This window comes from Thermosporothrix hazakensis (genome assembly GCF_003253565.1).
Classification (GTDB): domain Bacteria; phylum Chloroflexota; class Ktedonobacteria; order Ktedonobacterales; family Ktedonobacteraceae; genus Thermosporothrix; species Thermosporothrix hazakensis.
The window spans coordinates 1-23,450 of record NZ_QKUF01000050.1 but is presented as its reverse complement, the minus strand read 5'-3'; the positions used below and the strand labels follow the sequence as shown (position 1 = coordinate 23,450).

The following is a 23,450-nucleotide window of genomic DNA, read 5'->3' as shown; positions in this document are numbered from 1 at the left end:
CAGCGCAATACCGCTGCAGGTCATTCCTGGAGACGCCGCGTGCATCCATCCAGAGGCGCAGGCACTTGTTGCGAATGAATTGGGTGGTGCGGATGGCTTCCTCGATGGCGGCGAATTGTGCATTCGACCCATCGAGCTTGTATTCGTAGATCAGCATCCCTTGCTCCTTGTTCGTCCTCACTATCTTCGCGTATCCTAACACAATGATTGTCTTCTGTCAAGCGAAGGGGAACGTTCTGCCGCTGCTGGCTTCCTGCGCCATCCATCCCCTTGGCTGAAGCCAGGGGCCTTCTGCCGCTTTTTGGTAAACACATCTGATCTCATTACAGTACTTACCGCTCTCTCAGTGTCTTACGACACGAGGGCTGATGCTGATCTGGAATCAAAGCAGGTCCACATCAGACCGACAGGGCGTTACGATTCAGTTCGCGATACCGACTCAAGAGGAACGCTCTTATCTGTACTCCTATGCCACATTAGACGTAGAATATTACGAAGAAATGTAACCAAATATCCTAAGCTGCGATTATCAAAGCTTCCTTACATCTGTAAAAAAATTTGAGGGGACTGACACACGCATCTGGCTTGATACGGCACCTGAAATCGCAGATAGTATCTATTACAGCGGAAAGAGAGAATTAGAACTCAAAGGTCAAGCAAGTGGCCTGAAACAGCGTGTCCTGTACTCTTTTGGAGATCAGTACCCTTTTGACTCATACTCAACACCTAGACGCAAGCATACGCATTACAATGCCCTGACAGTCCCGGGTGATCAGTTACACGCCGCGCTGGAAACTACTTTCGATCAGCCACAGAAATACTTAGGTTCCCTGGAAGTGGGGTTCCGTGTAACGGGCGGGCAATTTCATATTCTCAGTTCGTGCTTCATATGGTGGAAAGTTTTAGATCTCCCAGGCGCACGAGTACATCGATGGAACGGGACAGGAACGGTGTGCCCGGTTGCCTTGAAACGAGTTGCGGGCGGGTTGCCAGTGAATCGCGACATCCGAATCACGATGTATCGAGTTGGCTTCACTCACACCCGCTTTGAGTTCTCCTATGGTGATGCCCGAACGTATGTACGGCACGTTATAGAAGGGCGTACATACGAGTTAGATGACCCTGATTATCAATTGAGAAATAGCACTCAAACATCTGAACTTCGTGTGGGCAAAGAGATACTACTTTTAAACACCAAGGCGCTCCCCACACACGCGGAACCCAAGGGAGGCATACGAGGGGATTCATTCAACATTACCACCCATGGCCCGGCCATTACATTGGAAGCCCCTGGGAGCCGATTAAACGTACGCGCGCACGAAGGGCAAGGGAATATGCGAATAAACGTGTTTCACGACATCTGGCTACACCTACTGCAAAGCGGCCATGGTGACACTGTGACTCTACGGCTATGGGATGACCCCGATCTAGGGTTTCTCGAAATAAGCAGCCCGCACGAGCGGTTCCTGTTCCATGTGGCCAAAATCCCTGGGTCACAGCAAGAAACGCCGGTGACACCGGAAGCCTCTTTCGAGATTGAGTGTGAGTCGCTTACCCGGGCGCTTTCCATTGTAGCTACAGTCGCAGATGAGGTATGGTTCAAAATAGGGTCGAATATTCGACTTATAGCAGAAACTGATTCAATCCTGTATGAGCATGTCATTGATCATGTTGCGGACGTTGAGAACAGGATTGTGGGTGCCCTCCCTGCCAAGGAGCTGCTAGGCATCTGCGCGGTTGCTAAGGGCTCAAATTTGCGCGTAGACGTCTTTAAGAACGCGGTGGGTATCCCTCTTTATAGGTCTGGGTCGGCTAAACTCGATTTTAAGCCAAATAGCCTGCCTCCAGAGCCCCGTAATGCGGAGGATCTCTACACCGGAGAACGAAACCGCGATTTTGTGACCCAATTCAGGCAGGCCGTTGAAACAGTGGGGGTAGTAGAGAAGGAAATACGTATACAAGCGCGTGATACCGGTTTGCTGCTGTTTGCGTTGACAGACGGCCCCGTGTTTGCCCGGTGCCAGGTCCCGGTGTTCTTTGACCCTGACTGGTCCCAGGCATACTATTACCGGAACTCTATTGGAGTGCGGCGACGCCGCGAAGATCCTACGCCGGTCACATTCAGGACGTGCCGGGAAGCATTACAAGACGCTCTCAAACTCCTGCCACACGGAAGAGTCGGCATAACACTACAACGCACCGACAAAGATATGAGGTTAAAGTTACAGGTATTGGATACGACCGTATGGCTGATTGGAGTGGAATCCGATGACGATATGAGAAGCGTATTGGCAGCCCGGGGTTTCAGGGGAGCGCGGAAGGTTGGAGCTACCCGGGGGTAGGCCGCTGAAAGGAAGGCTTGACTCAGACAGGGTTACGCGCGGTTTGCACCGAAGGGGAGACGTAGCCCTGTTTGAGACGGAGTAATGTAGGTATGATACCTTAACCCCCTCTTTTCTTCGGCAATGTAACCTTGCAATATTGAAAAGGATGTCTGTTGGGTGTTCCTTCAGACATCCTCTTCAAAAAATCTTATCTCTCTAACCCTACTAATATAGATAAGATTAGATATAGATAGATATATCTAATCTATCTTATATATATATAGGGGGGGTTTGGGAAAAATTTTTTAGGAGATCGTCAACGAATGACAGGTATCCGTCAACGAATAATAGGGTTACAGATGTCCGTACCTCAATCATCGAGTGACGAATAACCGTCATTCATTGATGGAGGTTCATCAAATGATGGGTGTCCGTCAATCATTGACGGCTGTACGTACAGGTTTCATGGGGTGACGGATAGCCGTCAATCTTTAATGGTTGTACGTACCTCCATCAGGCATTGATGGACAGGTATCAACAAGTGACGGATATCCATCATTAAGTGATGAATAACTGTCATTGATTGATGGATGTACGGACATCTCCCGTCACTCAGTGCGACTTGCCCGTCATTCGTTGATGGTTGTATTCTTAAAGCTGTGGGCATACCCTGTAGTCGCCCCTATTTATCGGGCGGCTAGTTTCAGAAGCGCTTCGCGCGTGTCAGCGGCCTCGTCGGTCTGCTTTGGTTGTTCAATATCGCGCTCCTGAAGACCGGCGGCGGCTAGCCACGCGCGAAGTTGTACGCCTGGGTGCTGCCGGGCTTGCGAGACGAGTTTCCTAGATTGGAATTGCTCCCCTTGCAAGCGCAAGAGATGGATGTAGTCCAGCCCCGCTTGCGTGATATTGATACGGGCGGTGGGTGTGAGTCTCCCGTATCTTCTCTCGTATGCTTGTTCGTAAGCGTACAGAAAATACTCAAAATGCTCTTTTTCGAGTGCGCTCATCCCCGACAGTATTTCGTCGGGGAGGGCTGGCATTTGGGCACGTGGGCGCCCGCGTCGTTTTTCGATGGGGGTTATCGACGTCATAGGGGTCTTGTCCTTTGTGAGAGTGTTGTGATTAGTCGTTGAAGCTGTACACTTTTAGTGTACCATGTTTCAGAGGGGGTTACCTTGAAAATTGCGAAAGTCGCGAGGAAGAACCTGTCAGAGGTGTTTCCTAAGCCATTCGGGCACGTTTTAGCGGATATTGTCCAGGAATACCTTGAAACGAACGAGATGTCTGGCAGGGATCTAGCCAGACAATCCGGAGGATACCTGCCGGATTACCGTATATACAATATCTTGCGGCGCGGTACCGCCACACCGGGTGTGCAAGAAGTTGTCTGCTTTGCGCTCGCTATGCGCCGTGAGCCTGGGGATTTGTTGCGTGAGATGTGTGAGAGGGCGAGGAATGTCTAGAAATAAGCATCGAATGTCTATTGGCAGACATTCATTACCTCTGCTATAATTCAAACAAGCGGTTAATCATAGGCAAGGTGATAGAAAAAAATATATATGGAGGGTTCCATGTCTTACGCAGCTATTCGAGAAAATCTTTTAAAACCATTCAACCCGCGTGAGGTCTTGATGCGGGGCGGGAATCAGAACCTGTTGTTGGTATATACAGATATCCGAACGTATCAAGGTTGCCTCCATGAGGTTGCACCGGGTTTATGGAGTGAGTCTAACCTTATCATGGTCCCTGCCGGTATGTGAACATACACAAAAAGTGAGCGCCGTAACCGAGGGGGACAGTGGGTTGATGAGCCAGTGCAAGTCACTGAGCAAACGGTGACTGTTGGTTTGACACTAACAATTGCCGGCGTGTCAATGGTCGGGGTGAGCGACCCCGATACCCCGACAAGCGCCTACGCGCAGGCATTCAAACGCGCGTGCGCTAACCACGGTCTTGGTGCCTATTTTTATCGTCTCCCCAAAGTATTCCAGCATCAGGTCAGCATGGATGGTCGTCATAATGTTCATATCAATGTCCTATCAATTGTCGTGTGGTGTTATGACCAAGCGGGCCTTGAGGTACCCGCGGACGTTCGACAAGAGGTAGAGTCCCTTCCCGAGAATCTCCGGTTTAACCCCCAGGCCCGTCAGGCAAGCAGCAATTATCGATCCGCCGGGTTTCAGCCCCGGGTGCAGCCAGCGTCTCCTGTACAGAGGCCTGCCACACAAGAAGGCCAGCCCAGCTCGATGTCTGAGAAGCAATTGAATGTTTTGCGTTCTGCCGGGTTTCGTAATGAGGAGTTACAACAAATGAGCCCGGCGCATGCCAAGTACATTATCGGTATGTATTTCGCTAACCGCGAACAAGGCATCGACGCACTACGAGAGAAGTGGTATGAATTGATTGCAAAGAGCGACGGGCGCGCTTAAGCGCCTGTCCCCGGCCTGATGGGGGTTATATGGATCTAACACGTATCAAGCGAGAGGCTGGCGTACGCCTTCTTCTTGCGTTCTTATTGAATCATAAGGACTTATGGACAACCGAAGGAGCTGCGAGATTAGCAGGTGTGAACTCACTGAACACATTTCGGGCCGCGAGGGATGAATTAGTATCCCTGGGTGTTGCCGAGGCAGGGAGGATAAGGGTAGCCCTCACTATCCGGATATTTCTTGAACGCTTCTCTATACCGGCTCCGGCTTCTATTACTCGTGCCCCGGTGGCGACGGAGTCTGTCCCTGCGCCTGTCCCTGAGACGCGTCCTACGCCGCCAAACATCACCGATCAGATTGCCCGTATTCGTCGGTGTTATGGGGACTGTTTCCCTGCTAGACCACTCCAAGACAGCTATATTCGGCAGTGGTTGTCCCTCGGGCTTCCACTAGACGAGATTGAGAGTACGATTTTTACCGCGGCGGAACAGGAGGACGTACGCGCCCCGGGGGCATACATTCTGGCGGCTTTAAAGAAGAAAAAAGTGTCGTTTGTGTCTCAGGAAGCACATGGCGATCCCGATGACGAGCCCTGGCAGCCAGATCCCGCTTATATGAGAGCGCGCGAACTCCTTAAGCAGGGACAAATTAAAGGAGTGCGCCCCGCGTGGATGCCCTCCGATGAAGACGTTGACCGCATCTTAGGAGGTGGGGAGCAATGAATGTGCTTGTCGTCCGAATGCCTCAACGCCCTGCCTCCTGGCGTGCCGATGTCGTGACGCAAGATCAGGCAGTGCAAGAGGCCCGACAGTATGTAGAATCCAGGATGGCAAATCCCTCGGACGTGTGGGGATGGTCTTGGGGATTCGTAAAGCTGGACAAGCTTACGGGGGGTATCCAATGGGAGGGCACGTCGGAATTAACCGTTCTAGGTGCGCGGCCATCAATCGGAAAGTCATCATTCATGCTCTCGGTTGTCTTGAGTGTCGCGCGGCAGTATGCTCGGGAATACCCAGGTCTAGAGGTTCGAGTCATTTTACTCGAAATGACCCCAATGCAGGTGCAATTGCGCGCTGCTAGTGCGCTTAGCGGCGTAAACGTGATCAAGATGCGACGCGGACAGCTCACGTTTGAGGAAAAGCGGCGGGTAGACGCGGCGTTCGCGCACCTTGCTTCTTTACCTATCAAATGGTTAAAAGGAAAACATGATGTCTCTACGATTTCGAAATATGTGCGGACTCCGAGCGAACAGAGCGGACGAAGCTGCGGATTCTGGGCATTAGACCATATCGGGATTGTACCTACTCCCGACGCGATGAGAACAGGGAATACTACGTTCTCGTTGGGAAATCTTTCCGGGCAACTTCATTCGTTGGCACGCGAGGTTGCGCCGGGCCTGGTGTTGGCTCAACTAAATAGGCAGTCTACACAGCGTAAGGACCCGACTCCGACGGCGTCGGACCTTTATGGAGCCGATAAGATCCTACAGGACTGCGACAATCTGTTATTGCTACACCGACCTGAGAAATACATAGAGAGAGCTCCGGATGAGGTGCCAGAAAGGGAGTTGGCATACGTTCTCGTAGCCAAGCAGCGTGAAGGGTTTGACGGGGTAAAAATACCAGTGCTTTACATAAACAGTTTTGGCGGATGGGCTGACTTGTCGGAAGAAGAAGCGGAGCTTATGGGGGTGTGAAATGCCAAATAAATATAAAAGCAAGGATAACGGGTACATCCCTTTTGATCGGGACTGCCTGAAGACCACGGTCGCGATCAGGGCCATCTGGCTCCTGTGGCGGCGCGGGCGTTGGGCTGAACTCGGGTATCTGGGGTTGACCTCGGAAGATATTAAGGAATTCGTGTCCTTTGATCTAGAACGTGTGACAGGTGAAGGGGGGCGACTTCGTGGCGATCGGCAGGCCAGAGCGTTAGTCGCGTACGTCGCCCCGGCGACCCGGGAGCGTCTTCTTTCCGCGGCCCATACATTGAACCGGGCGTATGTGGGGCTTTATCTAGCGGAGGTGGCGGATGTGCAAGCAGGGTAAAGCGCGGCGGCGTGGGAAGGCTAATGAATACGGGCTTGTAGGAAAGCTCCGCAAGCTAGGGACCCCCGACGCAGAACGCGTCCCTCTTTCCGGCGCGCTCTCCCAGTTGCCAGGGGATGTCTCAGCCCCGTCTTTGGGAACATTATTCGAGGCGAAGGTGTACGCCCTTCGGGAGGTAGAGGGGGCTCGGTACGCGCGTCTCGAACTGAACTGGATTGAGAAGATCCGTCAGGAGGCCGCGCGGGCCGGGTACGCGCGTGGGGTTGTGGCGTTTCGAGGGAAAGGGCAGCGTCAAACATACGTGATATTGCCTTTAGAAGATTATGTGAGTCTAGTGAGGGAAAAGGAAAATGAATAGTGTAGAACGCCGGGCATGGCTATTGCGAGACTATTTCCATGACACCAGTAGTGTCCCCCTGAAAATAGGCGGGCATTTATCGATATCGATTGCTATGCTAAAGTTGCCTGAGAAGGAACGTGCAATGCTTCTATATGTACGGGAAGGGATTCCTTTACGTCGTGCCGGTCGGTTGCTCAGGATTGATGACCCCTTTGATCTCTATAACAGAGCCTGCTACCGACTTGCTGAAATCATGGAGGAAAAGACCGTGTTAAGCCGCATCGCATTCACCGGGCCAATAGGCGCCGGCAAAACAACACTGTGTGAGGCTCTCAAAGAGACCCACATGCACATTAATTTTACCGACCGCTTAAAGGAGTTGCTCGCGGAGACATACAAAGCGGCGGGGCTTGATATCTCCGTGGAACGGATTAAAGCAGAAAAGGAGAAATTCCGAGGGCACCTTCAGGAGTTCGGGAAGATAATTCGATACGATGTGGACTCGTCATGGATACTTGAGATCTTGAAGCCCTGGGAGGCAGCCGGGCGCCCTCCCGCGACTTTCGATAATGTCAGGACCCCGGCACAGGCGCTTTTAGTGAAGCGGGCAGGTTTCACCATCGTTCGCTTGAACCTCCCCAAGGGGGTGCAACGCGGCGAGGCCACCCCGGAACAGCGCCGGCACCCGGTAGAACAGCCGCTCCCATCGCGATGGGTTGATATCGAATTGGATGCAAGCAAGCCGGTTCCGGAGTTGATAGAGGAGTTGAAGCGTGAGGTGCCGCCACTGTAACGGTCCTTTGTTAAGCCCGGGCGATGATGCGCGCGGGGTCAACCAGCGCCGGCTGTGCCGCCGGTGCTGGACAGAATTGTTGGCAGATTACTTGTCTAATAAGAATCTTCCACGATCGCAGCGGAAAACCATACCGCAATACGCAGCGGAGTACAACGTATCAAAACAAGCTATATCGCAGAAGATAGCGTATTTAATTAGAGGAGGGTTTTATGAGTAGAGAGCAATATATTCAGGATATAAATAAGGTATTTAGAGGGTGGGAGGCGCGCGACTACTCAAAGCGGTTCCGATTGCACGCCAAAAACGTGTTGGTGGCCGCTGATGCACATTTGCCCTATGTGCACAAAGATCTATTGGCGATGTTTCGCGAGGCAGTCACGATTCTCCAACCGGAAGCTGTAATCTGGCTTGGGGACCTTATGGACATGCACAAGTTTAGTAGATGGGGTGTGACTGATTACACCCTCACCTGGGAGCAAGAGAAAGAGATTATTACGGGGATTCTTCTTCAGATAAACGAAGACCTTGAGCCTCATGGGGGTATCCAGGTGGTGTCCTCTGGTAATCATGACCGGCGCTGGATACGTAAGTTGGACAATCATGAGGACATGGAAGGGCTCTTATGCAGCTTGTCCCCTGAAATCGGGGAGCTTGTAGGAGAGAACATCATAATCCCTGTTGATAGCCCGACGATTGAGACTATCCCAGATGATCACGGGGGGTTCGAGTGGTTGCTAACACATCCGGCGCAATTTAAAGCTCCGTTTAAAACACCCGAGGAGATAGCAACCCTCAACAATATGAATGTCGTCTCAGCTCACGCGCACCATTTTGGGGCAATCCGGAGTAAGAACAACCGACACTGGATAGTCGAAGCCGGGGGGCTCTTTGATCATAGATTATTTGAATACGTGCAGTGGAACCCCACAGGTCACCGGGAGATGATTCCGGGGTTTTGGTGGTTGCGTAGCGGGATGCCCCCGCGGGGTTTCACGATTTACGATGAGGAGCTGCTTGAGCTCTATCGTGCCTGCGAGCAAGAGGGGGAGCCACAACACAGAGGGAGGGACGAAGATAAAGCGGCGCAAGATAGATAGGGGTGGGGGTGCAAACCCACCCCCAGCACAAGGGGGATCTATGCGTATAAGCGACAAAGTACAGGATCTGATCGGGTTTGTCAATGCGTGCCCGCCGGGTAACCTGGCAGTTGACACTGAGACGACCGGGCTGAGTTGGCTGGATGACCGACTTGTCGCGATCCAGCTCAAAGCTTTTGGGGGGGCGGGCCTGATTTGTGACGTGAGGCATTGGGGGCCGCGGGACTGGGAGCTTGCCGCTCCCTGGTTACAGGGCCTTTTTGACGAGCACTGTGCCGTGCTGGCAAATGCACAGTTTGACTGGAAATTTCTCCGGTCGAAAAACGTCACGATCAATCGGTGCTACGACGTCCTTGTAGCGGACCAAGTCATAAGAGGCCTGGGCAAAACAGGAGGGAAAGCCCTCGGGATCTCTTTTGACCTAAAAAGTGTGGCAGCGCGATACGGGGTGCAACTTGAAAAGGATACCAGGGAGGTTTTTGTTGAAATGGACCGGCGTCCTGAGTGGCACAAGCCATTCAGCGCGCGGCTTGTGCAATACATGGTGCAAGATGTGGAAGTGCTAGAAGTGGTATTTCTCAAGCAACAGGAGGAAATAAATAAGCGTCAGCTTCGCGAGGTCGTAGAACTTGAGAGCCGTGCCATTCCGGCTATCGCATCAATTGAATTCAATGGGATCCGTATCAATCAGGGGCAATGGGAACAATTTATACAACAAAAAGCCGCTGAGGCCCGCATGTTAGAACAGCAGGCCATAGAGGAGATCGGTCTTATTGTCGCGAAGATTCGGGCAAAGAAGTACAGGCAAGCTGCGCGTCTCTATAAGGAATGGCAACAGGCACGCGATGAAGAAGAGGCCCGGGTCAGAGCCGCCTGGGACGAGCTCCCAGAGGCAGAAAAGGTAGGGATTACATACCAATCATGGAAGAAAGAGAAAATGGCCCCCTGGCGGGCTGCGCATCCCAACCCGGGCGTGCCGAAGTACGAGAGTTTTTCGGGCGATGCCTGGGAGGCGGAGCGAGCGAAGGTCGCGGCTAAAGCAGTGAAGCAAGGGACGCAAGCTCATACCTTTATAAAGGAATGGGAAAAGAGCAACCCCCGACCTGCTTTGGGGATGGTCGAACCGGGGGTCCCGGAGCTCCGTAGGCAATGTTACACCCCGATCAACTTAAACAGCCCTAAGCAACTGTTAGAGGTGTTTCGCGAATTAGACATACCCCTTGACTCGACGTCGAAGGAGGTGCTAGAAAAGATCCCTCGGGGGGTGTACCCTCTCGTCGATCTTCTTTTAGCCTACCGGCAGGCTGAAGTCTTCCCGACCAAGTTCGGTGAGAAGCTGTTGCGGAGCATCCACCCAAAGACGGGCCGTATCCACCCGGTTTATTTGCCCATCGGGGCGGATACGGGGCGGATGTTGTGTAGCAATCCGCCCTAGCAGCAAATCCCCGCTAAAGGGGACGGGGCAAAATTACGGCGTATGGTGATCGCGGCGCCGGGGTGCAAACTCCTGACAGCCGATTTTAGCAACATTGAGCTGCGTATCCTGGCTGATCTATCGGGAGACCGGGGCATGCTGGATGCTTTTGAAAGGGGGCTTGACCTGCATAGCTACACGGCGCGGATGATGTTTGGGTTGTCGGAGTCTGTCGACGTGAAGCATGAGAAGGCCCCCGGGACACCTGCCACCTACAGACAGGTAGCGAAAGCTATCAATTTTGGTCTTGTCTACGGCATGTCGCCCTATACCCTCGGGCAGATGCTCCGGATACCCAAAGAGAAGGCATCGGAGCTCATGAACACCTATTTTAGGATGTACCCAGGGGTCACATCATGGCTCCGAAAGGCGCGACAACAAGGGGTGAATAGCAGGTATAGCGTCACGGTGGCGGGGCGGAAGCGGTATTATTCATTACCCGCTGTAGATAGTCCAGACTACCGAAGGGTACGTTCTACGGTGGAACGCAAGGCCGCGAATTCTCCCATTCAGGGTAGCAGCGCGGATATCACGAAATTGGCACTTGCCCTCCTTTGGGAAGAGTTCTCTCATGAGGAGGATTGGTTTGGGCAAGTGCGCCTTGTCGCGGTCGTTCACGACGAGATCGTGATTGAGTGCCCTGACATCCTGGTGCACGATGTTGCTCCGGCGATGGCACGGATAATGCGGGATGCCTGCGTGCGGTATCTGAAAAAGGTTAAAGTGCCTGAGCCGGATGTTGTCATTTCAGACTGCTGGGAGAAAGAATAGGGCATGAAAGACCTTACTCGAGTGGATATCCGGAGAGCTGTCGCTTGTGATGGGGATCTTCCCTATGGGGACAATCCCCTATTTCAGCACTGTCCTATTCGGGCAAAGCATAGAGATAGCAGCCCATCGCTGGCTATTTATCCAGATCATATCTATTGCTATGGGTGCGGTTGGGGAATCAGCCGAAGAATGGAAGCGCTCGCCTGGCTCCTTGGGCTCCCGAGCTGGCGTGAGGCGATTCAGGTGGCTGAGAAGTACATGCGTTTGTCCTCAACCGAGCAACAGGCAGCAAAAATGAGGTCGTCATGTCGCCCCCCGTCTATGGGAGAAGTCCGGGTATGGCAGGAGCTTTTGCACGACCCCGACGTGTGCGGTGATCGTCGGGAATGGCTGTACCGGAGAGGGATTAATGACCAATCCATTGTGTCGAGCTATTTAGGACATAATGGAGCAGCCTTCACTATCCCGGTCTTTGACCAACACATGAACCTGGTTACTGTCAGATTCCGCTATGATGATGAAATCGGGGGCCACGACGAAGTATACGATCAGGACGGGGAGGTAATCGAGAGACGGAAGGTCTCCAAATATTCCGGATGGAAGGGGGGTAATAACACGATCCTGTACCCCGCGTGGAGATTTGCCCGCAACCGCGACGATTATGCTGTTGTGGTTGAAGGGGAGCTAGACGCAGTCAGGTTGTGGCAGGAAGGGATCCCGGCTGTCACGATGACCAATGGCGCGGGGCAACAGCACCAAATTCTTGAGACCCTGGATGAGTTTTTTCAGGGGCTGTCTGATAAGTTCCGCCGGCCTCCTCTGAGAAAATTGGTTGTGTGCCTTGATCGTGATAAGCCGGGGCGAGACGCAGCCCGGAAATTATTTCAGGCGGCGCGCGAGCGATATGAGGAAGTCGTGTGGGTTCAATGGCACCCGGCCGGGGGCAAAGACATTACAGTGTTTCTGGCACGCACAGGCCTCAAATTCGTAGACATGCTAGACCGATTTGGGTTTCAGCACGAAGAGTACGTCGACTTAGATGAGAAAGGATTTTAACAATGTTCGAGCACCTACAAGAGCGTCTTCAAAAGGACGATTTGTTCTGCGAAGATTTGGAAGCATTGGGGTTATGGGACACAAGTCAGTGTTGCAAAGAATGCCACGCGACTCACCCTGAGGAGTTTCACGGGTTGGTACTTGCTGTTTTAAGAACAGGGCACAGCTTGTTTGTGTGTGGTGCGGCAAAAACAGTATCAGTCTACGATGTCGTAGACATAATTGAAAACGTGAGGGGTGCATAAAGATGTACAAAGGGATTGTTTGTGACAGGTCGCGGCGCGAGAATCGCCCCTACCTGTCAAGGTCGGAGTGCTTTGAATGTATGCAATCCCCTCTCCGGCCGTGCCCTTTCCATCCGAAAATGCTCAGGATGATGTGGGAGGATAGGCCTGAACTTGATGTTTTAGACCTGTCCCCTACCAGGGTTCAGGGGTGTGCTCGAGCGAAATGGCTTGCCGTGCGCAAATTCGCGCGATACCTGAACCCATATGCGCGCTGGCACTCCCTGAGAGGCACGCTGTCCCATTCTTTCTTTGAAGCTGCCCCTCCGTCTCCCGGGGTGCTACGCGCGATTAAAGAGCTCCGGTTGAGCACCGAGGTAGAGACCTGGTATGGGACTGTCAGATTCAGCGGGAAGCCTGATCTGATCGAGGTTCTCGAGGACTCAGACAGGATACGGGTCAAGATTACTGATTGGAAATCAATCAGCGACATCCCCCATACGATGTGTGAGGCAAAAAAGGAGCATCAGGACCAAATAAATATGTACGCCTGGCTTACCCGAAGGTGCCTCCCGGAGGTGCTTGGGAGACCTGGGGTGCCTGTGGATGTAGATGAATTAGAGATCGTCTATTTCTCGATGAACCGGGTACGACGATTTACGAGCAAGGGCCCCCTCGTTGGCCGGGGAAAACAACGGTACCCCCGATCTTCGGGAGAATACGAGGAGCTGGAACTTGCCCCCATTGAGCTCTATCCTCCCGAGGTAATAGAGGGCTTAATCATATGGGGGGTTGAGGAGGCGATAGAGGCCAGGGAGAGCGACAGCCCTCCTGAACCTTTATCTGGGGTAGAGGCACGGCTATGTGATTTTTGTGATTTGCAGAGAGAATGTGTGAGTTTACGGTATGAAAAATAATGACGTTCTCATAACCGCCGTTTCGTTGGTGGTAGCGGCTTTGTTCCTTTTAGGGGTCGCCTGGGGGATTGTTGCTTTGTGGGATTTAGGGGCTCCGTGGGCTCGCGTCGTCGCGGTTGCGATGGTGCTTCTGTCTCTTTCTGCGCCGCCCACGGGGAGGAAAAAGTAAAAAGCGGAGGGTTCCATGTCAAGCGGTTTTTCATAGGCACTCCGCTTTGCCAAAATATACCACAAGTAGGATATTTGCGCAAGTCTGGTCCGGGGTAGCACAGCCCCGGACTGTTCATGCCCGACTTGATTAACACGACTGTTTCAGGTAAAATAGAAGGAGATCTATACATGATTACATCGTTTCAAGATGATGAGCGCATGGATGCCATCACTAACATCAAGCGCGTACTCGTCCGTATCGCGTTATATTTGGAGGATTACGATGGGAACACCTCAGCAGGAGCGGCTTCGCAGGCTGAAAGCGGCGGCCGCGCGGGCCGAGATCACAGAAGCGCGGCAAGACAAACTGCGCAAAATACTCCCCAGGCTTGACAGGTCGAAGCTCATTGTCATCTACTACCGGCAGTCGGAAATAGACCGGGGCCATGCTTACGAAGAGTCGTTCGAGGTGCAAACTATCCGAAGAAAAGAAGAGTTTACGGGGTATGGGTGGTCCGAGGAAAATATCAAGATAGTGCTTACAGATGCGAACGTCCCGGGGACTCTGACGATAGCTGACCGTCTCGGGTTATCTGAAGTAGTGCAGGATATCACGCAAGGGCGGGTAGCCGCCGTCTACGCATGGATGGTTGATAGGCTTTTCCGCTTTCCAACTCTTGATGAGCCGGAAAAGTTTGTGCAAGTATGCCTCGAGAGCGAGACGCCATTAATCACATCCACGTGGGTGTATGATTTTGCGACGAGTGATGAAGATATCGAGAAATTCTTTTTGGAGTGCCAGTACGCAGACTGCTTACAAGAATCAAATTCTGGTTACCCTTCAGGAGAGCCGTAAAAATGCGGCCCTGAAGGGGAACTATGACGGACGCTGTACGCCTGCGGGCTACGGTGTGTGCATGGACCCTAGGAGCCCGTGGTTCAAAAAATTTATACCCATCCCGGCGCATGCAGAAGTGGTGCAACGCTGGTTTAACCGGTTTGAGGAACTGGGTGGTGACTTCTACGGCCTTTGTCGGGAAGTCTTCCGGCAACCCACCCCGCATTTCATTTCGGTATCTGAACCAAGCATCCGAATAAAACCAGGCTTTTGGAAGGTAGAAGGCGGTTGGCGGATAACGGAACACGAAACTCTCTGGCAGTTGCTTCGTAACCCTGTGTATATTGGCTCTTGGCGGATGCAGGGGGAGGTGATCAGAGCTCAAAATCACCCAGCTATTATCAAAAAAGCCCAGTTTGATCGCGTTCAGTCACTGTTAGACAATGTAGAACGAAAACATTTCCTTCGAAAGATTCGCCCGGGCGATGCACTACTGCATGGGTTGCTCAGGGCTGTTGAAGGTTGGCGGGTGGCAGCCACTGCCTATCCAGGCTCTTTTGTGCGGGAATCCCCATATCCTTCCTATCTTATCTATCAAAGGACGCGCACAGAGCAATCTACTAAGAAGATGCGGTGTACCCAAATTCGGTGTACTCTCTTAGACTCGATTGTTGTCCGGCGTATGCTTGAACTGATCTCAGCTACCCAGGAGCTCGGAGCTGTGGCAGAAGAAAAGTCATCTTTTCTTCTTGCGGAGCAGCAGAAGCTTAGAGAGCGGCGAGCCCGTATAGACACAGATCTAGCCACCCTCAAGGTGATTTTGAAGCAATCGCAGGAGAAAAATACCAGGGGTGGCCTGCGTGATATCATCAGTGAAACGCTTGACGCTATTTCGTCCCTGACTACTGAACGCGACGAGGTTGATCTTCAGCTTGAAAAATTTGAACACGCCCGCGAAAAAATATATTCTCTGACTCATCTCATTGAAGAGACACGGGCGAAGTGGGAGACGCTCCCGGTAGATGACCGCCTTGCCCTCATCCGCAGCACTCTTTGGGGGGTGACCTGCGAGCCGGTTACAGACCGTGTATTCCTGTTTACCTTACAGTGGTCTATTTGGGATGATGAGCGGTTTCTGTTTGTACGAGGCCGGAACCGAGCGGGGCAGTGGACAGCCGAGGAGAAGGATTTACTTCACCGGCTGAACGAGTTTACACCAGAGGAACGCGTTAAACTTTTCCCGGACGTGGCGTATGACACGCTTATGAGTAAGGCGCACCAACTCGGGGTGCGGGGCATACGGCACACCAGAATAAAAAGTGTATACTCTTGCTACTCGTTTAATGACGTGGAGGCCTTCAAGAAGTATGGCGTGCTTGAGCAGGTGGAATATGATCTGAGGACACGTATACCTAGACCAAGAAGTATGGGAGGTGGGAGAAGAGAGCCACGCCTAGATTACAAGGTGTATTGGCTGCGTAGTTAATTTTTTTTTTTGTGCTTTCTATTTTCTGCCCACTAGGGGGTTAGCCGGAGTGAGGTCCGGAAAGAGTAATCCAGACCTTACCTCATCGTGCAACTGGAGGAGAAAAACAACTCCTTGATATGGTAGATGTGATCTTTGCTTTATTCGCTGAAGCCGAGGCGCCGCTGAAGCCGTTGCAGGGGTTGCGGTGCCCACCAGTTTGCCTGACCCATCAGGCGCATAAAGGCAGGAACAAGCAGACCCCGGATCACTGTTGCATCCATCAGGACTGCCAGCGTCATACCCACGCCGAGCATTTTCAGAAGTGAGATGCCGGAGACGGAAAAAGAAGCGAAGGCAAGGGCCATCAGGGCGGCAGCAGCCGTGACCAGCGGGCCACTTCGTTCGAGTCCGAGCGCAACAGCGTGCACATTTTTTCCTGTCCGGTCATATTCCTCCTTGATACGTGACATAATAAATACCTCGTAATCCATCGAGAGACCGAATGCCAGACAGAACATCAGAATAGGAATGCTGACCTCCATTGAGCCTGTTGGGGTGAAACCGAGCAGTGATGAAAGGTTCCCCTCTTGAAAGATCCAGACCAGAGCTCCAAAGGTTGCAGAAAGGCTGAGAATGTTCAACAGGATCGCTTTCAAGGGGAGGAGCAGGCTTCCTGTCATAAAGAAGAGCAGAATAAAAGTGACTATTCCAATAAAGACCATAACCGGTGGGAGTGAAGCGAGCAGTGTATTGCGAAAGTCTTGAATAATCGCAGGTGCCCCACCTATCTGGACTGGATATGGAGCCTGAACTGCTCGTATCGCATCAACCAATCCAAAGGGATCGCTATTGAGACGTTCTTCGCTCGGCACAACGGAGAGCCAGGTTCCCTTTTCTGACACAAAGCGATCCGACCATTCATCCGCTCTGGCGACCTGCTCACCATTCGCATATGCACCTGTGATGGTATCGACCTGAAAGACGCCTGGAACGCGTGAAAGCGCACGTGCATATTGCTCGATTGCCTGTCGCTGAGAGTCTGTTGTATTGAGAGCAACAATGTGAATAGCGTCGTTTTCTTCGGCTGGAAAATTCAGGCGAATCTCTTCATGAACTTCGCGGCTGCTGACTCCTGGGGGCAGAACTCGTTGATCCGGAGTCCCAAAATTGATCCGCAGAAATGGTGAGCCGAGGAAAAGGAGCAGTGCCAGCAAGGGAACGCTGACGCTGACCGGTCGCTTCATGACCATGTGTGAGATGCGATACCAGAGCCCTTGTTCCACTGAAGTGCTCTGCTGCCGACGAGACCAGGGCCGGATGCGGTGACCCATGATGGCGAGCATTGCAGGGAGAGGAAACAGTGCTCCACAGACTCCAATGGCGATGACAGCAATCCCTGCATAAGCAAAAGAGCGCAGGAAGTAGAATGGGAAGAGAATCAGCCCGGCAAGCGAGATTGCTACCGTTAATGCGCTGAAAATGACGGTACGCCCTGCTGTCTCAATTGTGCGAATAATGGCCCCCTGCACATCCTGTCCTTTTTCCAGCTCTTCGCGATAGCGCGCAATAATGAACAGGCAGTAGTCAACGCCTATGCCCAGGCCCAGAACCATTGTCAGGTTCAGTGCAAAGGTGGAGACTTCAGTGAACTGAATCAGGATACGGAGCACACTCATTGTTCCCAGGATGGCAAAGAGGCTGATTCCGAGGGTGAGGAGACCGGCCCACAGGTTACGAAGGAGGAGAACCAGTATCAGCAACACCAACGGAATCGCAATCATATCTGATCTGATAAAATCCTGTTCGCTTTGGGCTCCGACCTGACGGAAGATCTCATCCTGCCCACCGACCCGAACCGTAGCGCCAGGCAGGTCCCGGGTGAATTTTGGGGAGAGGGTGCGCAGAAGCTCGCGTGCCTCTGTTGCCGTTCCACTGATATGTGCGATGATAATGGCCTGTTTTGCGTCTTTACTACGAAGAGCGGGGGCAAATGCTCGATCCCAGTAGGACGAAAGGACAGTGACATGTGGTTGTGTTTCCAGTTCTTTTTGAAGCTCTTTGCCCACATTTACTATCGCTGGATCGTTGACAGTACCATTTTTTGCTGTGACAAGCAGCAGCAGATTGGGGTCGCCTGCCTTGAAATGTTGCTCTAGAAGCTGTCCGGTACGGCTCGACTCCGAGCCTTCGACCTCAAACCTCGCTAAAAGCAACATTCGGGTGACCCCTGCGCCGAAGGCGCCAGTTCCTATGAGAAAGAGAACGCTTAGTCCAATGATCCACCAGCGAAAGCGCGTGATGCCCCGCCCCAGATGTCGAAGGAGCGGAACGTGTTCTTTTGTATGATTCATAGTAACCCTTTCTTATTGACGAATATACATCAGGACGAATATATGACAAGCCGAGACCTCTTCTCAATGTGCTGAGATATGTCTGCTGACTGTCTTTCTGGTTTTATCCGAACGTTCGGACATTTCGCAAGACAAAAAAAGTGAAGCAGAGATGGTGATAGGTTCAGAAAAGCGCTGGCCGAAGCATACGTCGCGTAGCTGCCAGACTTTCTGCTCATGCGTGAGGTTGCCAAAAGCTGCTTGTGCGATGACAGCGCGTCAACGAGCAAGCTGATGAACGCGGCGTTGGCAATAGCACGAACCGGATGTGTTTGTCGTAATGGTAGAAGCCCTCCTGTGAGGAGGTGTCCCGGTGTGTGTAGCTCTTTGCTGTCCAGTGTCGACCTTCCCTGAAGGAACACATCCTGCTGAACACGCAGGAAGCAGAAAGCATATCCCTGTAGATGGAGTAGTCCCCGGGAGATAAAAGCATGCCCGCTGGCGGTGAGCTGGTGTAGTGGCTCTGCCTTTACTGCCTGCTCTGCTTCTAGCATTTTTTGATTCTGCATCTTCATCGTCTGCTGAAGCAAGGGTATAACAACCTCTTCTTTGCTCTGGATGTACAGGTTGGCTTTCGATGTGAGGCCAGTAGCTTGACGAATGTCGTCTATCGAGGTGCTATCATAGCCTCTGGCGAAAAGCGGGAGGGCAACATGCAGAATGAGCGTGTCACTAGCTGTACGCACATGTTCGTTCGGCATTGTTGCTTCCTCTCTTCTTCTGTGTACGATCGTTCGGATAGATGTAGTGTACGCGAAAAAAAGGATGCTGTCAAGGGGGGATGCAATGCCTGCTGATGGGTATAATGCGCAAGGTCGGCAAAGACCCCGATCTATCTAATGGATAATAAGGAGAAGAAGGACCAGGAGATGAGAGTAGATCATATTCTGTCCTGGTCCTCCTTGATCTTGTGGGATACGCAGGGATCGCTGCTGTGTTGAAGACAAAGGTGAGCGCATTGTATTGGAACAAGCAATGAGGGCGCTCAACCAGTTCCCTGTTAAAAGACCTTTCCCTGCTGTTGCAGAATGGTTCTGTTCGTGTTCAAGAGACTACTGCATGAGAATATTCCTCAAAAGCAAGTGCTTTCGCTTTGTCAGGATGTCCCTGTTCCTTATAGAACTCCTGGAAGCTGGATTGCACAGCAAGAAACTGAGGATGTTTGTCATGGAACAGCTCCTTCACAATGTCGTATGCACGTCTATGGCAAGACTCTGCTTCCTGGTGCTGTTTTCGCTTGTGAGCAACCTGGGCGAGTCCAAGCAGCGCATGTGTCACATACGCATGCACTGGCCCTACCGTTTCTTCCCAGATCGAAAGTGAGCGTGAAAAGGCATTGTGGGTCTCTTCGTATCGAGAGAGGTTATAATAGAACTTTGCCAGATTATTCAGGACTACCGCGTTGTCCACAAGCAGAAGCCAATTTCGATGGCTATTAAGCCAGTTGATGACGGCTGCAATCATTTTGTGGCATTCCTGCTCTTCAGGGAGACGTAAACACTCTGCGATACGTTGCAGGCTGGCGATGCGACTTTCGTGTGATTCCGCCCCGATCCAGAAGACAGCCGAGTATTCCTGCGCATATTGGTAGGCGTATTCTATAATGGTCTGCGTTTTGCCGATGCCACCCAGACCCGAGAGGGCGTATGAAGAGACTTCCTTTGTGTTATCGGTAATATGGAGATGGGTATAGAGATAGTGTAATATATACTCGCGGCCAGTAAAATAGGGATTCCGGTGATAGGGGATGTATGGGGTGGGTTGAGGCGCCGCATTCATACGATTCTGTTGGGGCTGATGCTCTGTAGCTTCTGTCTGATACTGGTAGGTTTGAGCAGAACGTTCTTGCTGATTGTGATAGCGGGCTTCCTCCTCTGATGCTGTTGGAAGCGTTATTTTTGGACGAAAGGCAGAGAAGCGTTTACTTCCCGGTCATGGAGCGGGTCGTGTTCCTGAACTCTATCAGCCGGGATTAGCGGCTTATCAGGTGCATGTTTCTGATCTCGAAACCGTAGTCGGGTGTCGACGTCTTCTGAAAAGAGAGGCTATTCTTGCAGGCGGGTCATCGGGAGCTGTTCTTGCTGCTCTTGACCAGATGCAGGATACCATTGAAGATGGGACGACCTGTGTGGTGCTACTGGCCTATAGGGGACTTGATACGATCTACTCGGACGATTGGGTTCATGCCCACTTTGGGGATATCAGTCATTACTGGATAGAGCCACAACGAGAACCTGTAAGAAGTTGATCCATACAGGCTGGCTGATGGTAGCAGGAGAGAGGAGGTCGTTCCTGCTGGCTGTCAGCCTTTCTGTATAATTTCCCACCTTTGGCACGGCGTGACTTCCTGTGCTGTGTGTACAACAATTATTCAATCAGAAGGGGCCAGATGACGAATTATATCAATATTTTCAGGTGATAGTCTAAAGAAAGGTTCTTCATTGCTAAACCTGCATGGAGGGGTACGATGGAAGTCCTCTGGCTTCAGCAACGCGCCATGCTTGGGCATCGGCTTGCGCCTGCATCCCGACTGGTCGCTGCGACGGATCGCTAATACGCCTGGGTGCTTGTCCGGTATAGTCAAAACGTGGCGGAATCGCTTCGTTTACACTCCCCCAGATTGACCTTTCGCGTCTCCGTTTTCCCGGCTCCCTCGCTGCTCGCGCTTCTCCCAGCGGGGGGTGTCGCTGGCTCCTGGAGCTGCGTGAACAGCCACTTGATGGGCCTGCAACAGGTGCTCGGTCTCCGCACCTTGCTCTGCTTCTTACACCGTAATCTTGAGCAGGCGGACGAGCCGCGTTCTCGTTCCAGCCGCACGGATCTTTCGCATCTTCTGTGTGATTTACTACCATCGTGGCTGCCCAGCTTTTAGTGAAGCATTCTCACGTTAAAAACGGAATACGCCTGGTGGCTCAATACAAAACATTGTGGCTGTGGCGTCACCCGTAGTGTGCTGTGGCTACAGATTCTGTCTATATTGCATCCTATGACTCTGACAAAAGGTTTCTGATACGGTTTCGCTTGGGAGCGCAATGTGTGCTACCGTTGGTTGGGGCGGGTATCTTCGCGGATTTCCAGGAAGCGAGCCATTCTCTATGATTTACCAGGTCGCCCGATTGAGCTTGCCCTTTCCCGGCATGCGCTCTATACAGAAAGATACAAATTCTACACCTATTATGCGCTGCTCCTCTCTTCTAACACGTTGCCGAACATCGCGAGTTTTTTCTGTTTCTGGTGGCTTGCCCGCTGAAGCCACCAGAAAGTATGCTCTTGTATTTAGGGGGTCTGCGAGCGGTGTAACTCTGTTTCGTGTTGCTGCTCTCGTTGTGGAGGTGGCTCTTTGACATGCCAGAAAACCTGACTCTTCCGCAGTGAAGTCTGCATTTGTTGTGCAAGCATAAGCGCCTTTTGATAGGCTTGATGTGCCTGGGTCAGCAGGTTGGTAAGCTCGTATTGAGGAAAGCGTTGATAGCACGCGACGAGGCGAGCATACTGGTTTATTCGACCCAAGCAGGGGGGCATCAAGGGAGAGGGATGATGCGTTGTGCTGCCTGGTAGTACGTACTGGCTGTTCATGACGAAGCTGCTCTGCCAGTGCTATTGTTTCTGGAGCCGGTCGGGCCCTTAGTTCACTGGCAAGCCATGAATGAGTTCTTTCATCGATGCGAAGGGCTTCATCTTGTTTCCCTTCCATAAAATAGAGCTGCATCAGACGCCGCGTCGCGGTCTTGTTCCCTGCAATCATAGTCAAGCCAGCGAGCGGTGGTTGTGAGTGCCTCTGTGGTGGCACCGTTCTCCATCTGGAATGAGGAGAGGGTATCAAAAAGCAGATTCAGGCGGCGCCGAAAGATTTCTTGCTGGGTAGTGACTCACGTATCAAAGGCGGGGGGTGTCGGGAAGAGAAAAGTCCTCAAGGAAAGCCCCTCTCACCTTTGTGAGCACGTCTTCTATGTGTGCGATCAGTTGGAGGCTCCGCCTCGGGTAGCTGGTGTGGTGTATGCCATGTGCGGAGTTGATGAAATACTGTATTAAGGAGTTCTACATCGCTTGTGATTGATGCAGGGAGGATGGCAGGTGCGTGATGTTCTACGATAAGGTGGTCTTTTCTGCCGTGTTGTCTCTCCAGGCGTGGCACGGAGTTGTGAGAGGGTCTGAGGAAGAACGGTGCGTGCCTGTTTCTCTTCGGGATCTGGCCAGAAGAGGTCTATGAGCTTTTCGCGTGAAAGCATACCTGTTTCAAGGGCCAGGTAGAGCAGGAGGGCAAGAGCTTTGCGCGTGCGGAGCCACAAAAGGTGTTCATGGTATAAGATCTGGGGAACCAAGTCAAGAGAGGAAGAGTTGGCTCATTTTTTCACATTCCTGTTCACGATTGGATCACGATGCACTCATATACTGAAAACATCGAACTGGTTCTGTAATGATTCTGAAGCTAGCTCCAGGTATAGCATATCGAGAATAGAAGGCATTCTCTAAAGAGAAACGATATGAGGAGAAAAACAAATGACCATCTAAGGAGGAACAGTTCAGAGATGCAGCGACGCAGGCGTGTTGTGGGGTGAGTGGTTGCAGTGGTGGAACGAGAACGCTGTGAGTTCTTTTTGTGTGCGTTTTGTGTGCGTTTTGTGTCGGTCTTCATGCTGGTGATGGGGAGATGACAGACACAAAAAGGACACAAAACGGTCCTGATGCGTCCTTGAAAGGGGACAGCGCCTCTCGAGGCTGGTGTGAGGTGCCTCCTGAGCAAGCACAGGAGCATGAAGGCGAAGCGTGTGTGGAGCAGGAGAAGAGTGCGGCCAGGATGAGAGGAAGGTTTGCGCAGGGGAGAGGGGGAGTTCTCGTGGAGGAGAAGGATGCAGTTCTGCAAGTGAGGTGGGAAGAATGGCACATCGGAAGGAGGAGCTGCAATGAGGTGATGGGAGCATGCAAGGGCGTGGGAGGGAGAGGGGATGCGTGGAAGCAACAGGGGTCGTTGAGCGGGGGAGGATGGCAAGGACGAGGGCACAAAGTGGAAGCAGCGGGCGTTTCTTCAGCAGCAGGATGTGTGGAGCGTCTTGAGAGGAGGCAGAGGGAGCGGGAAGATCATCGAGGGGGGGGAAGGGGAACGGGAAAGAGGAGGGAGGGTTGCGGTTTC

21 protein-coding genes and 2 pseudogenes are annotated in these 23,450 nt (G+C 52.3%); 15 read left to right on the top strand and 8 right to left on the bottom strand.

The genetic code is table 11. The annotated features are described in order from the left end of the window. Positions 1 to 157, bottom strand: a pseudogene (locus EI42_RS34120) (RNA-guided endonuclease InsQ/TnpB family protein); the annotation flags it as partial. Between the two features lie 745 nt (positions 158 to 902). Continuing rightward, complete coding sequence (locus EI42_RS32975) at positions 903 to 1,040, bottom strand: hypothetical protein (protein WP_170143035.1); 138 nt, start codon at positions 1,038 to 1,040, stop codon at positions 903 to 905. Between the two features lie 471 nt (positions 1,041 to 1,511). Between EI42_RS32975 and EI42_RS30335 the strand changes: the two genes are divergently transcribed. Further along, positions 1,512 to 2,342: a hypothetical protein gene (locus EI42_RS30335; RefSeq protein ID WP_211326426.1), complete on the top strand. Its 831-nt coding sequence runs from the start codon at positions 1,512 to 1,514 to the stop codon at positions 2,340 to 2,342. Positions 2,343 to 3,010: 668 nt separating this feature from the next. On the opposite strand, the gene EI42_RS30330 is transcribed toward EI42_RS30335, so the two are convergent. After that, positions 3,011 to 3,415, bottom strand: a complete 405-nt coding sequence (locus EI42_RS30330) for a hypothetical protein (protein WP_111326507.1) — start codon at positions 3,413 to 3,415, stop codon at positions 3,011 to 3,013. Between the two features lie 756 nt (positions 3,416 to 4,171). Here EI42_RS30330 and EI42_RS30315 point away from each other — a divergent pair. The 12 genes and pseudogenes from EI42_RS30315 to EI42_RS30245 all read left to right on the top strand — a co-directional run bounded on the left by EI42_RS30315 (position 4,172) and on the right by EI42_RS30245 (position 15,947). Then, the gene (locus EI42_RS30315; RefSeq protein WP_137685989.1) at positions 4,172 to 4,753 is read left to right on the top strand and encodes a hypothetical protein; all 582 of its coding nucleotides are present in this window, start codon (positions 4,172 to 4,174) and stop codon (positions 4,751 to 4,753) included. Between the two features lie 29 nt (positions 4,754 to 4,782). Then, complete coding sequence (locus EI42_RS30310) at positions 4,783 to 5,475, top strand: hypothetical protein (RefSeq protein WP_111326499.1); 693 nt, start codon at positions 4,783 to 4,785, stop codon at positions 5,473 to 5,475. Then, the gene (locus tag EI42_RS30305; protein ID WP_111326497.1) at positions 5,472 to 6,449 is read left to right on the top strand and encodes a DnaB-like helicase C-terminal domain-containing protein; all 978 of its coding nucleotides are present in this window, start codon (positions 5,472 to 5,474) and stop codon (positions 6,447 to 6,449) included. Before EI42_RS30310 ends, EI42_RS30305 begins: the two co-directional genes overlap by 4 nt. A 1-nt stretch (position 6,450) precedes the next feature. Next, positions 6,451 to 6,798 carry a hypothetical protein gene (locus tag EI42_RS30300; protein WP_111326495.1) on the top strand — a complete coding sequence of 116 codons (348 nt, stop codon included), beginning with the start codon at positions 6,451 to 6,453 and terminating at the stop codon, positions 6,796 to 6,798. Then, positions 6,782 to 7,156, top strand: coding sequence for a hypothetical protein (locus EI42_RS30295; protein ID WP_111326493.1), 375 nt, complete (start codon positions 6,782 to 6,784; stop codon positions 7,154 to 7,156). Before EI42_RS30300 ends, EI42_RS30295 begins: the two co-directional genes overlap by 17 nt. Positions 7,157 to 7,280: 124 nt before the next feature. Continuing rightward, a complete protein-coding gene (locus EI42_RS30290) occupies positions 7,281 to 7,931 on the top strand; it encodes a P-loop NTPase family protein (RefSeq protein WP_137685988.1) in 651 nt (216 codons plus the stop codon). A 212-nt stretch (positions 7,932 to 8,143) separates the two neighbouring features. Then, the gene (locus tag EI42_RS30285; protein ID WP_111326489.1) at positions 8,144 to 9,031 is read left to right on the top strand and encodes a metallophosphoesterase; all 888 of its coding nucleotides are present in this window, start codon (positions 8,144 to 8,146) and stop codon (positions 9,029 to 9,031) included. Further along, positions 8,937 to 11,276, top strand: a pseudogene (locus tag EI42_RS34115) (DNA polymerase). Before EI42_RS30285 ends, EI42_RS34115 begins: the two are co-directional and overlap by 95 nt. Before the next feature lie 3 nt (positions 11,277 to 11,279). Continuing rightward, positions 11,280 to 12,332, top strand: coding sequence for a toprim domain-containing protein (locus tag EI42_RS30270; protein WP_111326483.1), 1,053 nt, complete (start codon positions 11,280 to 11,282; stop codon positions 12,330 to 12,332). A 247-nt stretch (positions 12,333 to 12,579) separates the two neighbouring features. Beyond that, positions 12,580 to 13,473: a PD-(D/E)XK nuclease family protein gene (locus EI42_RS32970; RefSeq protein ID WP_111326479.1), complete on the top strand. Its 894-nt coding sequence runs from the start codon at positions 12,580 to 12,582 to the stop codon at positions 13,471 to 13,473. Between the two features lie 433 nt (positions 13,474 to 13,906). Next, positions 13,907 to 14,479 (top strand): recombinase family protein, encoded by a 573-nt coding sequence (locus tag EI42_RS30250; RefSeq protein ID WP_170143032.1) that lies wholly within the window; start codon positions 13,907 to 13,909, stop codon positions 14,477 to 14,479. Further along, complete coding sequence (locus EI42_RS30245) at positions 14,373 to 15,947, top strand: recombinase family protein (protein ID WP_111326473.1); 1,575 nt, start codon at positions 14,373 to 14,375, stop codon at positions 15,945 to 15,947. Before EI42_RS30250 ends, EI42_RS30245 begins: the two co-directional genes overlap by 107 nt. A gap of 140 nt (positions 15,948 to 16,087) precedes the next feature. On the opposite strand, the gene EI42_RS30240 is transcribed toward EI42_RS30245, so the two are convergent. The 3 genes from EI42_RS30240 to EI42_RS30230 all read right to left on the bottom strand — a co-directional run bounded on the left by EI42_RS30240 (position 16,088) and on the right by EI42_RS30230 (position 20,098). Continuing rightward, on the bottom strand, positions 16,088 to 18,280 hold the full coding sequence (locus tag EI42_RS30240) for an MMPL family transporter (protein ID WP_111326471.1): 2,193 nt from the start codon (positions 18,278 to 18,280) through the stop codon (positions 16,088 to 16,090). Positions 18,281 to 18,309: 29 nt separating this feature from the next. Next, a complete protein-coding gene (locus tag EI42_RS30235; protein WP_111326469.1) occupies positions 18,310 to 19,020 on the bottom strand; it encodes a TetR/AcrR family transcriptional regulator in 711 nt (236 codons plus the stop codon). Between the two features lie 343 nt (positions 19,021 to 19,363). Next, positions 19,364 to 20,098 carry a tetratricopeptide repeat protein gene (locus EI42_RS30230; protein ID WP_111326467.1) on the bottom strand — a complete coding sequence of 245 codons (735 nt, stop codon included), beginning with the start codon at positions 20,096 to 20,098 and terminating at the stop codon, positions 19,364 to 19,366. 208 nt (positions 20,099 to 20,306) lie between these two features. Between EI42_RS30230 and EI42_RS30225 the strand changes: the two genes are divergently transcribed. Then, positions 20,307 to 20,567 (top strand): PALP domain-containing protein, encoded by a 261-nt coding sequence (locus EI42_RS30225; RefSeq protein WP_170143030.1) that lies wholly within the window; start codon positions 20,307 to 20,309, stop codon positions 20,565 to 20,567. A gap of 196 nt (positions 20,568 to 20,763) precedes the next feature. Here EI42_RS30225 and EI42_RS32190 read toward each other — a convergent pair whose 3' ends face one another. Both EI42_RS32190 and EI42_RS30220 read right to left on the bottom strand, forming a co-directional pair. After that, the gene (locus tag EI42_RS32190; protein ID WP_137685987.1) at positions 20,764 to 21,171 is read right to left on the bottom strand and encodes a hypothetical protein; all 408 of its coding nucleotides are present in this window, start codon (positions 21,169 to 21,171) and stop codon (positions 20,764 to 20,766) included. 424 nt (positions 21,172 to 21,595) lie between these two features. Next, positions 21,596 to 21,841, bottom strand: coding sequence for a hypothetical protein (locus EI42_RS30220; protein ID WP_211326425.1), 246 nt, complete (start codon positions 21,839 to 21,841; stop codon positions 21,596 to 21,598). 1,249 nt (positions 21,842 to 23,090) lie between these two features. Between EI42_RS30220 and EI42_RS33595 the strand changes: the two genes are divergently transcribed. Continuing rightward, a partial coding sequence (locus EI42_RS33595; RefSeq protein ID WP_211326424.1) for a hypothetical protein occupies positions 23,091 to 23,450 on the top strand: 360 nt, incomplete at its 3' end.

What these genes read in the sequence shown, in the direction of transcription:
- EI42_RS30245 (WP_111326473.1), top strand. Translation starts at nt 14,373, where the DNA reads ATGATTTTGCGACGAGTGATGAAGATATCGAGAAATTCTTTTTGGAGT.
- EI42_RS30305 (WP_111326497.1), top strand. Translation starts at nt 5,472, where the DNA reads ATGAATGTGCTTGTCGTCCGAATGCCTCAACGCCCTGCCTCCTGGCGT.
- EI42_RS30290 (WP_137685988.1), top strand. Translation starts at nt 7,281, where the DNA reads ATGCTTCTATATGTACGGGAAGGGATTCCTTTACGTCGTGCCGGTCGG.
- EI42_RS30250 (WP_170143032.1), top strand. Translation starts at nt 13,907, where the DNA reads ATGGGAACACCTCAGCAGGAGCGGCTTCGCAGGCTGAAAGCGGCGGCC.
- EI42_RS30240 (WP_111326471.1), bottom strand. Translation starts at nt 18,280, where the DNA reads ATGAATCATACAAAAGAACACGTTCCGCTCCTTCGACATCTGGGGCGG.
- EI42_RS30285 (WP_111326489.1), top strand. Translation starts at nt 8,144, where the DNA reads ATGAGTAGAGAGCAATATATTCAGGATATAAATAAGGTATTTAGAGGG.
- EI42_RS30330 (WP_111326507.1), bottom strand. Translation starts at nt 3,415, where the DNA reads ATGACGTCGATAACCCCCATCGAAAAACGACGCGGGCGCCCACGTGCC.
- EI42_RS30300 (WP_111326495.1), top strand. Translation starts at nt 6,451, where the DNA reads ATGCCAAATAAATATAAAAGCAAGGATAACGGGTACATCCCTTTTGAT.
- EI42_RS32190 (WP_137685987.1), bottom strand. Translation starts at nt 21,171, where the DNA reads ATGGTAGTAAATCACACAGAAGATGCGAAAGATCCGTGCGGCTGGAAC.
- EI42_RS30295 (WP_111326493.1), top strand. Translation starts at nt 6,782, where the DNA reads ATGTGCAAGCAGGGTAAAGCGCGGCGGCGTGGGAAGGCTAATGAATAC.
- EI42_RS30310 (WP_111326499.1), top strand. Translation starts at nt 4,783, where the DNA reads ATGGATCTAACACGTATCAAGCGAGAGGCTGGCGTACGCCTTCTTCTT.
- EI42_RS30230 (WP_111326467.1), bottom strand. Translation starts at nt 20,098, where the DNA reads ATGAATGCGGCGCCTCAACCCACCCCATACATCCCCTATCACCGGAAT.
- EI42_RS30270 (WP_111326483.1), top strand. Translation starts at nt 11,280, where the DNA reads ATGAAAGACCTTACTCGAGTGGATATCCGGAGAGCTGTCGCTTGTGAT.
- EI42_RS30220 (WP_211326425.1), bottom strand. Translation starts at nt 21,841, where the DNA reads ATGCCCCCCTGCTTGGGTCGAATAAACCAGTATGCTCGCCTCGTCGCG.
- EI42_RS32970 (WP_111326479.1), top strand. Translation starts at nt 12,580, where the DNA reads ATGTACAAAGGGATTGTTTGTGACAGGTCGCGGCGCGAGAATCGCCCC.
- EI42_RS30235 (WP_111326469.1), bottom strand. Translation starts at nt 19,020, where the DNA reads ATGCCGAACGAACATGTGCGTACAGCTAGTGACACGCTCATTCTGCAT.